This window comes from Pantoea sp. SJZ147 (assembly GCF_007828605.1).
In the GTDB taxonomy this organism is placed as follows: Bacteria; Pseudomonadota; Gammaproteobacteria; order Enterobacterales; family Enterobacteriaceae; genus Pantoea; species Pantoea allii.
Genome location: NZ_VIVB01000007.1, coordinates 73802 through 89339 on the forward strand (window position 1 = coordinate 73802; position 15538 = coordinate 89339).

Annotated in this window: 11 protein-coding genes; 8 read left to right on the top strand and 3 right to left on the bottom strand. The window is 54.3% G+C overall.

All coding sequences use genetic code 11. From position 1 onward, the window contains the following. Positions 1–17: 17 nt before the first annotated feature. Positions 18–1973, bottom strand: coding sequence for an acetate--CoA ligase (acs, locus tag FBY13_RS11690; RefSeq protein ID WP_096010459.1), 1956 nt, complete (start codon positions 1971–1973; stop codon positions 18–20). A gap of 584 nt (positions 1974–2557) precedes the next feature. Between acs and gltP the strand changes: the two genes are divergently transcribed. The 4 genes from gltP to FBY13_RS11710 all read left to right on the top strand — a co-directional run bounded on the left by gltP (position 2558) and on the right by FBY13_RS11710 (position 8232). Then, positions 2558–3859 (top strand): glutamate/aspartate:proton symporter GltP, encoded by a 1302-nt coding sequence (gltP, locus tag FBY13_RS11695; RefSeq protein ID WP_063878018.1) that lies wholly within the window; start codon positions 2558–2560, stop codon positions 3857–3859. A 160-nt stretch (positions 3860–4019) separates the two neighbouring features. Continuing rightward, positions 4020–4931 carry an N-acetylmuramic acid 6-phosphate etherase gene (murQ, locus tag FBY13_RS11700; RefSeq protein WP_145394217.1) on the top strand — a complete coding sequence of 304 codons (912 nt, stop codon included), beginning with the start codon at positions 4020–4022 and terminating at the stop codon, positions 4929–4931. Continuing rightward, positions 4931–6364, top strand: a complete 1434-nt coding sequence (gene murP, locus FBY13_RS11705; protein ID WP_145394218.1) for a PTS N-acetylmuramic acid transporter subunit IIBC — start codon at positions 4931–4933, stop codon at positions 6362–6364. The genes murQ and murP overlap by 1 nt, the downstream gene beginning before the upstream one ends. 323 nt (positions 6365–6687) lie before the next feature. Further along, positions 6688–8232: a PAS domain-containing methyl-accepting chemotaxis protein gene (locus tag FBY13_RS11710; RefSeq protein ID WP_145394219.1), complete on the top strand. Its 1545-nt coding sequence runs from the start codon at positions 6688–6690 to the stop codon at positions 8230–8232. Here the strand turns inward: FBY13_RS11710 and FBY13_RS11715 are convergent. Beyond that, a complete protein-coding gene (locus FBY13_RS11715; RefSeq protein WP_063878021.1) occupies positions 8229–9194 on the bottom strand; it encodes an AraC family transcriptional regulator in 966 nt (321 codons plus the stop codon). The two genes, FBY13_RS11710 and FBY13_RS11715, sit on opposite strands and share 4 nt — an antisense overlap. A gap of 104 nt (positions 9195–9298) precedes the next feature. On the opposite strand from FBY13_RS11715, the gene FBY13_RS11720 reads away from it, so the two are divergent. Further along, the gene (locus FBY13_RS11720; protein WP_063878022.1) at positions 9299–10486 is read left to right on the top strand and encodes an MFS transporter; all 1188 of its coding nucleotides are present in this window, start codon (positions 9299–9301) and stop codon (positions 10484–10486) included. A 214-nt stretch (positions 10487–10700) separates the two neighbouring features. Further along, complete coding sequence (locus tag FBY13_RS11725) at positions 10701–10910, top strand: DUF1471 domain-containing protein (RefSeq protein ID WP_096011394.1); 210 nt, start codon at positions 10701–10703, stop codon at positions 10908–10910. Positions 10911–11495: 585 nt separating this feature from the next. Here FBY13_RS11725 and sbmA read toward each other — a convergent pair. Beyond that, positions 11496–12743 (bottom strand): peptide antibiotic transporter SbmA, encoded by a 1248-nt coding sequence (sbmA, locus tag FBY13_RS11730; protein ID WP_145394220.1) that lies wholly within the window; start codon positions 12741–12743, stop codon positions 11496–11498. Between the two features lie 273 nt (positions 12744–13016). Between sbmA and FBY13_RS11735 the strand changes: the two genes are divergently transcribed. Both FBY13_RS11735 and FBY13_RS11740 read left to right on the top strand, forming a co-directional pair. Next, on the top strand, positions 13017–13742 hold the full coding sequence (locus FBY13_RS11735) for a gluconate 2-dehydrogenase subunit 3 family protein (protein ID WP_096011396.1): 726 nt from the start codon (positions 13017–13019) through the stop codon (positions 13740–13742). A 2-nt stretch (positions 13743–13744) separates the two neighbouring features. After that, complete coding sequence (locus tag FBY13_RS11740) at positions 13745–15529, top strand: GMC family oxidoreductase (protein ID WP_063878026.1); 1785 nt, start codon at positions 13745–13747, stop codon at positions 15527–15529. The last annotated feature ends 9 nt before the right edge of the window (positions 15530–15538 follow it).

Genomic DNA, 15538 nt, shown 5'->3' on the forward strand with positions numbered 1-15538 from the left:
TGCTTTCCGCCGGATGATTACGGCATGGTGATGGACTGTTTCTCTTCAAGTAATTTCTCGACGACGCCAGGATCGGCAAGCGTCGAGGTATCGCCTAAATTACTGGTATCGCCTGCGGCGATTTTGCGCAGGATACGGCGCATAATTTTGCCGGAGCGGGTTTTCGGCAGAGAGTCGGTCCAGTGCAGCACATCGGGTGTGGCAATCGGGCCAATTTCCTTGCGTACCCAGTTACGTACCTCGGTATAAAGCTCAGGTGACGGCTCCTCGCCGTGATTCAGGGTGATATAGGCGTAAATGGCCTGGCCCTTGATGCTGTGCGGGAACCCGACGACAGCCGCTTCGGCGATTTTAGGATGGGAAACCAGCGCTGACTCGATTTCGGCTGTGCCCAGGCGGTGGCCTGACACATTCAGCACATCGTCCACGCGGCCGGTAATCCAGTAATAACCGTCCTCATCCCGTCGCGCACCGTCGCCGCTGAAGTAGGCATTTTTGAAGGTAGAGAAGTAAGTTTGTTCGAAACGATCGTGGTCACCGAACAGCGTGCGGGCCTGACCGGGCCAGGAGTCTGTGATCACCAGGTTACCTTCGCAGGCACCTTCCTGAGGATGGCCTTCGTTATCCACCAGCGCGGGCTGTACGCCGAAGAAAGGCGTGGTCGCGGAACCGGCCTTGAGCAGGGTCGCGCCGGGCAGCGGGGCGATCATAAAGCCCCCGGTTTCGGTCTGCCACCAGGTATCGACTATCGGACATTTGCCGTTGCCAATCTTCTTGTGGTACCACTCCCAGGCTTCCGGGTTAATCGGCTCTCCCACCGATCCCATAATACGCAGGCTGCTACGATCCGTTCCTTCAATCGCTCTATCGCCTTCTGCCATCAGCGCACGAATAGCCGTGGGGGCAGTATAGAGCAGGGTGACTTTATGCTTATCCACCACCTGCGCCATACGGGCCGGGGTTGGCCAGTTAGGCACGCCTTCAAACATCAGCGTCGTGGCCCCGCAGGCCAGTGGGCCATATAACAGATAACTGTGGCCGGTTACCCAGCCCACATCAGCCGTACACCAGTAAATGTCGTCCTGATGGTAGTCAAAAACAAATTTAAAGGTGGTGGCGGCGTAAACCAGATAGCCGCCGGTGGTATGTAGCACGCCTTTTGGCTTGCCGGTTGAACCTGAGGTATACAGGATAAACAGCGGATCTTCTGCCTGCATCTCGGCCGCAGAGTGGTTAGTGCTGGCGTTCTGCATCAGCTCATGCCAGTGCTGGTCGCGCCCTTCCACCCAACCGACATCTTTGCCGGTACGTTGAAAGACCACGACGTTTTTCACGCTGTTTACATTGGGATTTTTTAACGCATCATCCACGTTTTTCTTCAGTGGGATGGTACGGCCAGCACGCACGCCTTCATCGGCCGTCACAATTAATGCGGCACTGGAGTCGATAACACGACCGGCCACGGCTTCGGGTGAAAAGCCGCCAAAGATCACCGAATGTACGGCCCCAATTCGTGCGCAGGCCAGCATAGCGACTGCCGCTTCCGGCACCATGGGCATATAAATCGCGACGACGTCGCCTTTTTTAACACCGAGCAGTTCCAGTACGTTGGCAAAGCGACAGACATCAGCATGAAGCTGACGAAAGGTAAGGGTTTTGCTTTCGTTGGCATCATCGCCTTCCCAGATGATGGCAGGATGATCGCCTCGGGTGGCCAGATGACGATCCAGACAGTTCGCTGCCAGATTGAGCGTGCCGTCCTCGTACCAACGAATAGAAATATTGCCTGGCGCAAAAGAGGTGTTTTTAACTTTGCTGTAAGGCTTTATCCAGTCAAGGATTTTACCTTGCTCTCCCCAGAACGTTTCTGGGTCGGTAACGGATTGTTGGTACATCGCCTGATACTGTTCGGCAGTAATCAGCGCGTTTGCTGCAATATTTTCTGGAACAGGATAGTTATGATTTTGGCTCATGGCGAATCTCCTTGAAGATGTTAATCATATGTCAATCAATGGTTAAGTGAAGCCCGACAGCCGGTTTTGTTTCTTTTTTGCGCCATAGATCACGCGTTAACCTTGCTGACATAAAAACGTCGTAAACAGAGGAAATAAACGCTAACTCCCTGCGGAGAATGGGGATTTAAGTTGCAACATTTTGTGTATGCTGCTGTTTAAAAAATCAGCAAACGAACCGCACACACATTGAGCATAGTCTGAATAGCTATGCGAAAACTTATCGAAGTATTACTTTTCATAACAGCAAGTTAGGGATTAACGTCTGCGCCAGCATTTTATGCTGACCAGATGGTGAAGTTTTAATCGAAGCCACCAAGGGTTGCATTTACTGCAGTGAAAATGGTACTTATCCGCCCCTGATAATCAGGTATCAACTCAGACCGCGTCTGAAAATGGGTATGGAAATCATCGCATTTAAATGCGGGACGCCGTCTACAAACACCCTCTAATTTACCGGGCTTTTTGCTCACTTCCCTGTGTGTATTGTCTTCTGCACCTTCGCAGTAGAGAGAAACGGGTTTTGACTGAGGAAATTATGCGTTATGAAAGGTTTTAAAATCAGCCTTGCCTGGCAGATTCTGATCGCACTTGTACTTGGCATCATCGTCGGTGCCGTGTTGCATAATCAGCCAGAAGATCGTGAATGGTTAGTCAATAATATTCTCAGCCCGGCGGGCGATATCTTTATTCATCTGATAAAGATGATTGTCGTGCCCATCGTGATTTCATCCCTGATTGTCGGCATTGCAGGTGTCGGGGATGCGAAAAAGCTGGGCCGTATTGGTTTCAAAACGATTTTGTACTTTGAAGTGATTACCACCGTTGCCATTGTTGTCGGTATTACCCTGGCCAACGTGTTTCAGCCCGGCACCGGCATTGATATGTCTACGCTGGCAACGGTGGACATCTCTAAATATGAAGCCACGACCGCCCAGGTGCAGGAAGGCACCCACAGCCTGGTGGCAACCATCCTGTCGCTGATCCCGCAGAACATCTTTGCCTCGATGGCGAAAGGTGAAATGCTGCCGATTATCTTTTTCTCGGTACTGTTTGGCCTGGGCCTTTCCGCTCTGCCGTCAGAACAGCGTGATCCGCTGGTAAACCTGTTCCGTGGCGTGTCAGAAACCATGTTCAAGGTAACGCATATGATCATGCGCTACGCGCCAGTGGGCGTGTTTGCCTTGATTGCCGTCACCATTGCTAACTTTGGTTTCGCCTCACTCTGGCCGCTCGCTAAGCTGGTGCTGCTGGTGTATGTCGCGATCCTGTTCTTCGCCTTTGTGGTGCTGGGGGCGGTGGCGCGTTTCTGTAAGCTACGCATTACGACGCTGATGCGCATTTTAAAAGATGAGCTCATCCTGTCTTACTCGACCTCCAGTTCAGAAACCGTGCTGCCGCGCATCATGGAGAAGATGGAAGCCTATGGCGCGCCCAAAGCGATAACCAGCTTTGTGGTCCCGACCGGTTATTCATTTAACCTCGATGGATCAACGCTGTACCAGAGTATCGCCGCTATTTTTATTGCCCAGCTGTACGGCATCGATCTGTCGCTGACGGACGAAATTATTCTGGTCCTGACGCTGATGGTGACCTCTAAAGGCATCGCGGGTGTGCCCGGCGTATCCTTTGTGGTGCTGTTAGCCACCCTGGGCAGCGTCGGTATCCCGCTGGAAGGGCTGGCGTTTATTGCGGGCGTGGACCGCATTATGGATATGGCCCGTACCGCGCTGAACGTAGTCGGGAACGCGCTGGCCGTGCTGGTGATTGCCCGTTGGGAAAACCAGTTCGATGTAGAACAGGCCAGGGCGTACGAATTACAATTACGGACGCAAACCGCCAGTTAATCGCGGTTTATCACACAAAGGCTCAACGGTGGTTGGGCCTTTTTTTTGCCCCTGTTTTCATTCCCGCTAACGATGAAAGAAAAAAACGTCTGCAAAGGATGAATTATTCATTCGTTGTGTTAAAAATATTCAGAATAAATTATTCCTGTGGAGGACGATCGTGAAAATCGATCTCAGTCAGATGATCACTGAAGGGCGTAATCCAGCCAGCCAGCATATTGATGAAATGAGCACCGAGGCGATGCTGCGGGTGATCAACGATGAAGATAAAAAAGTCGCCCTGGCCGTGGAGGCCATTGTGCCGGCGATTGCGCGCGCGGTGGATGTTATCTGCGCCGCATTCCGCGCGGGTGGCCGTCTGATTTACTGTGGTGCCGGGACCTCCGGGCGGCTGGGAATTCTTGATGCAAGTGAATGCCCACCAACATTCGGAACCCCACGCGAGCAGGTTATTGGCCTGATTGCCGGGGGATATCAGGCCATTCTACAGGCGGTGGAAAACGCGGAAGACAATGTGGAACAAGGCGCTCAGGATCTGAAAGATATCCAGTTCAGCCGCGACGATGTGCTGGTTGGCATCGCCGCCAGCGGACGGACGCCCTACGTGTTAGGCGCACTGGACTATGCCCGGCAATGCGCTGCTCCCACGGTGGCGCTGACCTGCAATCCCCACAGCAAGATGGCGCAGGTCGCCGATATTGCGCTGACGCCAGTGGTGGGGCCAGAAGTGGTCACGGGTTCATCACGCATGAAGGCCGGGACTGCACAGAAGCTGGTGCTGAATATGCTCACCACAGGGGCGATGATTCGCAGCGGCAAGGTTTACGGCAATTTGATGGTCGATGTTGAGGCCACCAATCAGAAGCTGGTACAGCGTCAGGTGAACATTGTTATGCAGGCCACCGACTGCGATGAAGCCAGCGCCCGCTCGGCGCTGTCGGCCTGTGGCGGACACTGTAAAACCGCCATTCTGATGGTGCTGGCAGGATTAACTGCCGACGAGGCGATCGCGCTGCTTGCTCAGCACAAAGGCTTTATCCGCCAGGCTTTACAGGATGCGGGAGCACGCTGATGGCAAAAATGACCGATGCACTTCTGCACGCTATCGTGCAGGCGGTTGGCGGGGCGGAAAATATCGCCGTATGCGGCAACTGCATGACCCGTTTACGACTGACGCTGAAACACAACCAGGCCGATATTGCCCGGCTGAAAAGCCTGCCTGGTGTGCTGGGCGTCATCGACAGCGATAATCAGTTACAGATAGTGCTCGGTCCCGGTAAAGCGCAGACGGCGGCAGAACGAATGCTGACAATACTGGCGCAGGCGCCGGGCGAGTCACCGGTTTTGCAGCAGGTCGCCGCGCAACAAAAACAGCAAATAAAAGCCAGACAGACCGGCGCGCTGCAGCAGTTTCTGGCGCGCTTCGCCACCATTTTTACCCCGCTCATCCCTGGGTTCATCGCCGCAGGTTTGCTGCTGGGGTTTGCCACGCTGATTGAGCAAAGTCTTCACCTCAGCACGCCTGGCGATCATCCTGCCTGGTTAATTCAGGGCGTGGCCTATATGAAAGTGTTTGGCAAAGGGCTGTTCACCTTTCTCAGCATTCTGATTGGCTACAATGCGCAAAAAGCCTTTGGCGGCACGGGTGTAAACGGGGCCATCATCGCGTCACTGTTTATTCTGGGCTACGTGCCCGATGCGAAAGTCGGCTACTACAGCGGCATGGACAGCTTTTTTGGCGTGGCGATCGATCCGCGCGGCAATATTATCGGCGTCCTGCTGGCGGCCATGTTTGGCGGCTGGCTGGAAAGACAACTGCGCAAGGTCATCCCGGACAATCTGGACATGATTCTTACGTCGCTGTTGACCTTATTGATCACCGGCGCGCTGACATACTTGCTGATCATGCCGTTAGGCGGCGAGTTGTTTAAGGGCATGTCGTGGCTGTTTATCCATCTCAATAACAATCCGTTTGGTTGCGCACTGCTGGCCGGACTGTTTTTAATTGCCGTAATGTTTGGCATCCATCAGGGCTTTATTCCGGTCTATTTTGCCCTGATGGAAACCCAGGGCTTTAATTCACTGTTCCCGATTCTGGCCATGGCTGGTGCAGGTCAGGTCGGGGCCTCGCTGGCGCTCTGGTGCAAAGCAGAAAAAGGTGCACTGCTGCGTGCCCAGATAAAAGGTGCCATCGTACCGGGCTTACTCGGCGTCGGTGAACCGCTCATATATGGTGTGACGCTGCCGCGCCTTAAACCCTTTATCACGGCCTGCGGCGGTGGGGCCATCGGCGGATTTTTCATTGGCTCAGTGGCGTGGCTGGGATTGCCGGTGGGCATGAATACGGTATTTGGCCCCTCTGGGTTGGTCACGCTGCCGTTGATGACCTCCCATCAGGGTATTTTTGCCGGCATGGCGGTTTATCTGGGAGGATTGATCGTCGCCTGGATAAGCGGCTTTTTACTGACGTGGTGGTTCGGTATGCGCAATATCGATCTGAGCTGAATTCATAAGCAGTAAATGATGAAAACCGCATTGGCACGCCTGAAAGTGAATGGATTTGGCGTGCCTTTTAGCGCAAAACCCCAGTAAACCTGCTGTGTGCTAACCAGTAGCCGCAAAGTAAGCTCAGCCGACGTGATGTATCCGATCCCCTAAAAACAGAGAAAGCCGCGATAAAGCGGCTTTTTTAATGCAACAAATTTACGTGTAGCACTAAAGAGTCATTACGCAAGTGCCGAAAACATAAAAAAAGGTAATCTTTACCTTTTAACATTCACTCATTAATGCTTCTGGTGCAAGTCTGACTGGTACTAACAAGGACGCCTATGCGTAACAACCAACCTGTTTCTCAGCGTGAATATGTCTATGACGATCATGCAACGCTGATGTCTACCACCGACCTCAACAGTTATATCACCTATGCCAATGACGCTTTTATTGAGGCCAGTGGATTTTCATCTGATGAGGTAAAAGGGCAGCCGCACAATATGGTGCGCCACCCGGATATGCCGCCAGAAGCGTTTGCAGACATGTGGGAAACCTTAAAACAGGGCGAGCCCTGGACGGCGCTGGTGAAAAACAGACGTAAAAACGGTGACCATTACTGGGTGCGGGCGAATGCCATTCCGGTCGTGCGTGATGGCAACGTTCAGGGATATATGTCGGTGCGCACCAAGCCTTCAGCGCAGGAAGTGAAGCAGTGTGAAGCGCTTTATCGCGATTTCCGCGAAGGACGCGCGAAAGGTCGCCAGTTTCATAAAGGGCTGATTGTCCGCAGCGGCTGGCGTCGTCTGGGGTCGATATTGAAAACGCTGCCGCTGCGCTGGCGCATCCGTACCGCCTTACTGGCTGTATTGCCGCTGTCAGTAGCCGGTGTGTGGGCAATGGGCGTCTCGCCGCTGGCGCTGAGCGGATTTGCTGGTGGGATGGCCTGCCTGCTGTTGCTGGTCAGCCTGTGGCTCGAACAGCAGATTTCCCGTCCCATTGAGCGCATGTGTAAGCAGGCGCTGCGGGTGGCAACCGGTGCCAGTCACCAGGTTGAGCAGATGGATCGCATCGACGAAGTGGGCATGACGCTTCGAGCCATTGGACAGCTGGGTTTGATGTTTCGCTGGTTAGTGGATGATGTCAGCGGCCAGGCCATTAATGTGCTGAGTGCCAGTGATGCCATTGCCCGCAGTAATAACGAACTGAGCCGGCGTACCGAACAGGCGGCAGCCAACGTGCAGCAAACGGCCGCGACCATGAACGAAATGACCGCCACGGTGAAAAGCAATACGCAGACCGCCCAGGAAGTGAATTCGCTCTCGGTTAACACCAGCGAAGCTGCCATTAAAGGCGGTGACGTAATGAAAGAAATGATGGGAATGATGGCGGAAATTGCTGACAGCTCACAGCGCATTGCCAGTATTACCAGCGTGATCGACAGCATTGCCTTTCAGACCAATATTCTGGCACTGAACGCCGCAGTCGAAGCTGCCAGAGCGGGCGAGCAGGGTAAAGGATTCGCCGTCGTCGCCGGTGAGGTGCGCAGTCTGGCGCAGCGCAGTGCAAAAGCCGCCAGCGAGATCAAAGCGCTGGTTGAAACCAGTGCCAGCCGGGTCAGTTCAGGCAATGAGCATGCGGGCGCAGCAGGCCATACCATGCAGGACATTGTGCAGCAGGTCCAGAATGTCACTTCTCTGATTGCGCAAATCAGTGCCGCGACCGCCGAACAGTCCACCGCGCTGAGTGAAGTGAGCACGGCGGTGGAAGATCTGGATGATATCACCCATCAAAATGCCGCCCGTGTACAGGAAAGCGCGGAAGCCTCGGGTCGCATGACTCACCAGGCTAACCGGCTGGTGGAAGCGATAAGCGTATTTCGCTAAGACACGGCTGCCTGCGTGCTCACGTACTCGGCACGCAGCGCACCCGGCGACCGTCCGATAATCCGTTTGAACGCGCGGCTAAAAGCGGCCAGCGAACCGTACCCCAAATCGAAGGCTACCGTTTCCAGCGCTTCGCCATGATTGACGATGCGCTTGACGGCCAGTCGCATACGTAATTCGGTCAGGTAGCGCAGCGGCGTCATACCGGTGGCATGAAGAAAGCGTTCGGCAAACACCGAGCGTGAACTTCCGGCTTCGCGCGCCAGACGTTCTACCGTCCAGTTCTCGCCTGGCGAACGGTGCATGGCCGCAATGGCCTGACTCAGGCGCGGATCGCGCATCGCCTGTACCAGTCCGCTACTTTGCCCGCAGCCATTCTCCACCCAGCCACGCACCACCAGCGCAGCGACCACATCCGCCAGACGCGAAAGGATGCCCGCATGGCCCGCATGTCGGGTGCGGGACTCTCGTTCCATCGCTTCCAGCATTGGGCGAATCTCCGGATATTGCGACAGCAGCGTACTGACCAGCATGACGTCCGGCATGGTGTTGATTAAAGGCTGCATACCGCCCAGTTCAAACGCCATGCTGGCGCTGAATAACAAGACGCTGTGGTCATCTTCACAGGCATCCGCGGGCGCGGTAATGGCGCAGATGCTGTCGCAGATCGGTTTGCTTGCCAGGGAGTCAATACACTGACAGTCCGCCTCCTCACTGGAAAGCAGGCTGTGCGGTTTACCGTGTGGGATGAGCAGGGCATCGCCACTGTTGAGCGTGAAGAGTGCGCCGGATGCACCTCGCACCAACAGCGTACCGCGGCCCACGAAATGAAACTGGGCACGTCCCGGCGAGGCGTTAAAGCGCAAGCCAAACGGGGCGCTGACGGCAATACGTTGGTAGTTAACGCCGTACAGGCGCATGCCCATTAGCAACTCACTGGTTAACTCATCGTAACGGCTCATGGCAGAATCCAGACGAATTATCAAAAATAACGGTGTAACCATCATAGATCGTCTTGCTCTTCCCCTCTATGCTCAGCACTACTTTTTTTATCCGGAGAAGCAACATGAGTCTGAACACCGACGTGGCTGATGAGGTTTCCTTATCCACGCGTCCTGCGTGGGGGGCCGTCTTTGCGATGGCGTTTGGCGTGTTTAGCCTGATCACCGCAGAGTTTTTACCGATCAGCCTGCTGACGCCGATAGCACACAGCCTTAATGTCTCAGAAGGGCTGGCAGGGCAAACCGTTACCGTCACGGCCCTGATTGCACTCTTTACCAGCCTGACCGTAGGCAGCGTGGCAGGACGTATCGATCGCCGGGTGATGATGCTGGCATTCTCACTACTCCTCATCGTCTCGGCATTGATGGTGGCCTTTGCCGCCAATCTGACCGTCATTTTGCTGGCGCGCGTCCTGCTTGGCGTGGCAATCGGCGGTTTTTGGACGCTGTCGACCGCCATTACCATGCGGCTGGTGCCCGCCGATCAGGTGCCGCGCGCCCTCTCCATCGTCTTTAGTGGTATTTCACTGGCGACCATCATAGCGACGCCGCTGGGCAGTTATCTGGGTGGGCTGGTCGGCTGGCGCGCTATCTTTCTGTTTACGGCGGGCCTGGGGGCGACTTCCCTGCTGTGGCAGTTTTTCACGCTTCCCGCCATGCCGGTGGAAGGCAACACGCGCAGCGGCGGCGTGCTGTCATTGCTACGGATTAATGTCATGCGCTGGGGAATGCTGGCGGTGATCATCATGTTTACCGCCCACTTTGCTTTTTTCACTTATCTGCGTCCGTTCCTGGAAAGCGTGGCACGCTTGAACCTTAGCCAGCTCTCTCTGGTGCTGCTGGCATTCGGCATCGCCAACTTTTTGGGCACCTATCTGGCTGGTTATCTGGTGACACGTAGTGTGTCACTGACGCTGAGCGGAATGGCCTTGCTGATGGGCATCACAGCCTCACTGTTGGTAGGGTTTGGTCATGTGGGTGGGCTGGTCGCCGTGGGCGTTGCGCTCTGGGGCCTGGCCTTTGGTTCGATGCCGACGGGCTGGTCGACATGGATTTCACGAGCGGTGCCTGACGATGCCGAATCCGGCGGCGGTTTACTGGTGGCGACCATACAGCTGGCCATCACGGTGGGCGCGGCTGCAGGAGGCTGGATGTTCGATTTTCGCGGCGCGGGCGGTGTGTTTCTTGCCAGCAGCGCGCTGATGCTGGTGGCGGCGCTCACGATATATACGCGCGTCAGGCATCACGGTTGAGTGGACCTATGGCAGCAATATATGCTGCCTTTCTATTTTATCCTGGTTTTTTAACCTTTTGTGTTTTAACCAAGCTAAACGTGCTCTTTACTTTCAGTTTTATTGAACAACTTAAGCAAAACCCTCTGCTTTTTTCTGATCAAGATTCGGCCTATTATGTTTTCACACAAGGCAGAACGCCTTAATTAAACTGAAAAAGACCGAGGAATTAATCATGAAAGCTATCAAAACTTTTGCTGCTGTTATCGCCCTTGCCGTACTTCCTGTTGCAGGCTTCGCGCAAACTGTGACCGCGACCGGTTCTACTCTGGACAGCACCGAAGCGAAAATTGCTGCGCAGGCGCAAGAAGCTGGTGCTTCCTATAAAATCACCGAAGCCAACACCAACAACGGCGTACATATGACGGCTGAACTGCTGAAATAATGCTGGAAGTTGTGTGCTGACAGGACGCCTTTGGGCGTCCTGGCGGCGTTTGTGGGTGCATATCCGTTTCCGTCTTATCCTTTCCCATCCTTGTTTCCCTGCCAGACGTTCACCTTTTTAAGCACGCAATAATCATTTCAGCCTGCATCAGGCGCTTGCCTGAATTTCAAACACACTAACGCGCTTGCTGCACCGGTAACGGCGTCATGCGGGAAACGTTTTGCTGCCAGTAGCAGCAAGGTGATAAACACGCTTACCCCGAACGGTCGTCAACGCGTGAAACGGTAAGGCTGCCGTAGCCCTGTCAGGCGCCAGGGGATGTGAGAGGACATCACCGATTTAGGTGAGGAGAGCGTGACTCAGGTCAGGGGGATAAAGGCGAAAACGTATCAGCATCACCCGGAAGGCCGCTAAGACGGCTCCCAGTCTGGCGATCGCTGTCAACGGAAAAGCACGGTTTGTCAGCGTCAAACCGCCGGAATGGCGCAAAGCGCTGCCAGCATGGCCTGGCAGCATCCTGTGCATGACGCTGAACGCATGATGATTCGCCTGCTGCGCTAATCCGCCGCAGGCGAAGATCTCAGGTTATGACACGTCTTCAGAGGCGTCACGCATCATCTCACCGTGCGGCACGTCATCCAGAATCTGCTCAAAGCTGCGCAGACGTTTATAGATAGACATCAGTTCAACCAATGTTGACCACGAGGTGATGAGGTACTGGAACGAGCTGCGCACCTGATCGAAAACGTTGCTGATTTGGTTTAGCAGACCCAGCGTTATGGTTCCGGCGGCGATTGAGGGAAACAACATAATCAGGCCAAAGACATTGTCTATCTGCAAATAGAACATCCTGGCAATATTGAAATACAGATAATGAAAGTAGAGTCGGAAGTAATTCAACCTGACATTGTCGAAAAGCACTTTTACCGTCGGCGGCGTGGCGCGATCGGCATGGTCTTCACCGTAAACCAGTTCTTTACGATAAGCGGCTTCTACCCGCTGATTACGAAACTCCAGGCCTGGTAACTTTAATCCGACTAATGCTAATAGTCCTGTTCCCAGTACAGACCAGACAACGGCGGCAATGACCAGTGCATAAGGTATGGAGCCAAGAATCGGTACGCTTTTTACATGATGCGACAACTGAACCAGTATGGGTAAAAAGGCGATGAGCGTCATGATAGCCTGAATAAAACTGACGCCCCAGCCCTCGAGAGTACCCGCAAAGCGCATGGTATCTTCCTGCACACGCTGGGCTGCGCCTTCAATATGACGTAAGCGCTGCCAGTGATGCATATAGTAATTGTTCATGGCAGTACGCCAGCGAAATACCCAGTGGCTGATGAAGAAGGCATTAATTACGCCAATTGCCACAGCCACCATAACAATGCCTGCTACGCCCACAACTTCAGAATAGAGCTGGCTAATCGGTACTGCGCCTGGTTTTGTTAATGCCTTTTGGATCAGGTCGTAAAAGGGCTGATACCAGGCGTTAATTGCAACACCGACCTGCACCCCAAACCAGGTAACAAAAATAATCAGTGCCGAACCCCATACCGACCAGCGCTGCCAGGGATGGTTATCAGCCAGCCGCCAGGCGACCGCGAAGATCGCGACCATCAGCCAGTAATAGGCATAAAACCACAATTCACTCGGTGCAATAAAACGCATCACCGTCGTGGGTAATGGCTGCTTCATTGCCGCCTGAAAAGCAGGCCAAAAATGCCCAGGTAACTCGCTGGCGAAGCCAAACCAGGCAAAAATGGCCAGCAAACTCCAAATGGCGGCCGTGCTGAAAAACAGCCCCGGTCGCGGGAAGAAAGACTTAAACATAGGTACTCCGCTGTTGTGTAATCGCTTTTATAACGTTTAAACGGCTATCTGTCTGTAGCCTGTTGTTTCTGAACATGACATCGACAAAATATATGTTAATGGAATTGTGCTTTTTTGTTTCCTTAAACTAAATGTTTATTGGTAATGGTGTTACACTTGCGCCAACTGTTACCGGTAACAGTTGGTTGTACCCGAAATCCGCAGATAAAAACCACTACAACGCACTCACTTCTCTTTTTCGTACCGCAGTTGATGCGGTGATGAGGCAATGTCATGTCAGACCAGAAAAAGGGTCATTCACGCAGGGATTTTTTGCTGAAGACCATCACCCTGGCGCCCGCAGTGGCGGTAGGCAGTAGCGCATTCGGTGCATTTTCTGCACCCGCTCAGGCGGCCGCACCCGCCGAAACTCCGTCTGCTCGCGATTATCAGCCCACCTGGTTTACCGCCGAAGAATTTGCCTTTATTAAGGCTGCGGTTGCGCGTCTGATTCCTGCCGATGAACGAGGCCCCGGCGCGCTGGAAGCTGGCGTGCCTGAGTTTATCGATCGCCAGATGAATACACCTTATGCCACCGGCGCGAACTGGTATATGCAGGGCCCGTTTAATCCCGACTTACCCAAAGAAATGGGTTATCAACTGCCGCTGGTGCCGCAACAGATTTACCGTCTTGGCCTGGCTGATGCGGACCAGTACAGCAAGCAGCAGCACGCTAAAGTATTTGCCCAACTCGATGCCGGGCAGCAGGACGCGTTGTTACAAAACATGGAGAGCGGTAAAGCCAACTTCAGTCAGCTGCCCGCCAACGTGTTTTTTTCTTATTTACTTCAGAACACCCGCGAAGGTTTCTTTAGCGATCCCATCCACGGCGGTAATCAGGGCATGGTGGGCTGGAAGCTGATCAACTTCCCTGGCGCACGCGCCGACTTTATGGACTGGGTAGAGCGCGGTGAACGTTATCCGTTCCCGTCGGTGTCAATTCGTGGGGAGAGAAGCTGAGCATGGCGAATGCATTAAACAAAGTCGATGCCGTGATTGTGGGTTTTGGCTGGGCGGGCGCCATTATGGCTAAAGAGCTGACCGAGGCGGGCCTGAACGTGCTGGCGCTGGAGCGCGGCCCGCATCGTGACACCTATCCCGATGGTTCTTACCCACAGTCTATTGATGAACTGACCTACAACGTTCGCAAAAAGCTGTTCCAGGATCTGTCTAAAAGCACCGTTACGATTCGTCACGATGCCTCGCAGACCGCAGTACCTTATCGCCAGCTGGCGGCCTTTTTGCCCGGCACCGGAACCGGTGGCGCAGGCCTGCACTGGTCAGGTGTCCATTTCCGGGTTGATCCCGTAGAGCTGAAGCTGCGTAGCCACTATGAGGCGCGCTACGGCAAAAACTTTATTCCTGAAGGCATGACGATTCAGGACTTTGGCGTCGACTACCAGGAGCTGGAGCCGTTTTTTGATAAAGCTGAAAAAGTGTTTGGCACCTCCGGTAGTGCCTGGAGTATTCAGGGCAAGGTCGTCGGCAAAGACAAAGGCGGTAACCCGTTTGCTCCCGACCGCTCTGACAACTTTCCGCTGCCCGCGCAAAAGCGCACCTGGTCGGCTCAGCTGTTTGCACAGGCCGCCGAGTCCGTAGGTTATCACCCTTACGATCTGCCGTCGGCGAACACCTCTGGCCCCTATACCAACACGTACGGCGCTCAGATGGGGCCATGCAATTTCTGTGGCTACTGCAGCGGTTACGCCTGTTATATGTATTCCAAGGCATCGCCCAATGTGAATATTTTGCCTGCACTGCGTCAGGAGCCAAAGTTTGAGCTGCGCAACAATTCTTACGTGCTGCGCGTCAACCTCACGGAAGATAAGCAGCGCGCGACCGGCGTTACCTATGTGGACGCGCAGGGGCGCGAGCAGGTGCAACCGGCGGATCTGGTCATCCTGTCTGCTTTCCAGTTCCATAACGTCCATTTGATGCTGTTGTCCGGCATCGGCAAACCTTACAACCCGATCACCAACGAAGGCACGGTAGGGCGCAACTTCGCCTATCAGAACCTCTCGACGCTTAAAGCGCTGTTCGATAAAAACACCACCACCAATCCCTTTATTGGGGCGGGCGGGGCCGGTGTCGCCGTGGATGATTTCAATGCCGATAATTTTGATCACGGTCCACACGGGTTTGTCGGCGGGTCGCCGTTCTGGGTGAACCAGGCGGGCACCAAACCGATATCGGGTCTGCCCACGCCAACCGGCACGCCAAACTGGGGCAGTCAGTGGAAAGCCGCCGTTGCTGATACCTACACGCACCATCTTTCGATGGATGCACATGGTGCGCACCAGTCTTACCGCGCGAATTATCTGGACCTGGACCCAAATTACAAAGATGCCTACGGCCAGCCGCTGCTTCGTATGACGTTCGACTGGCAGGACAACGACATCAAGATGGCGCAGTTTATGGTGGGGAAAATGCATAAGATCGCCGAAGCCATGAACCCCAAAATGATCATTGGCGGGGCCAAAAAACCCGGCACGCATTTCGACACCACCGTGTATCAGACCACGCACATCAGCGGCGGGGCGATTATGGGCGAGTCTCCTGAGACCAGCGCGGTCAACCGCTATCTGCAAAGCTGGGATGTGCCGAATGTCTTTGTGCCTGGCGCGTCGGCGTTTCCGCAGGGGCTGGGATATAACCCCACCGGTATGGTGGCGGCGTTGACCTACTGGTCAGCGAAAGCGATTCGCGAACAGTACCTGAAAAACCCAGGCCCACTGGTACAGGCATAAGGAAGATGG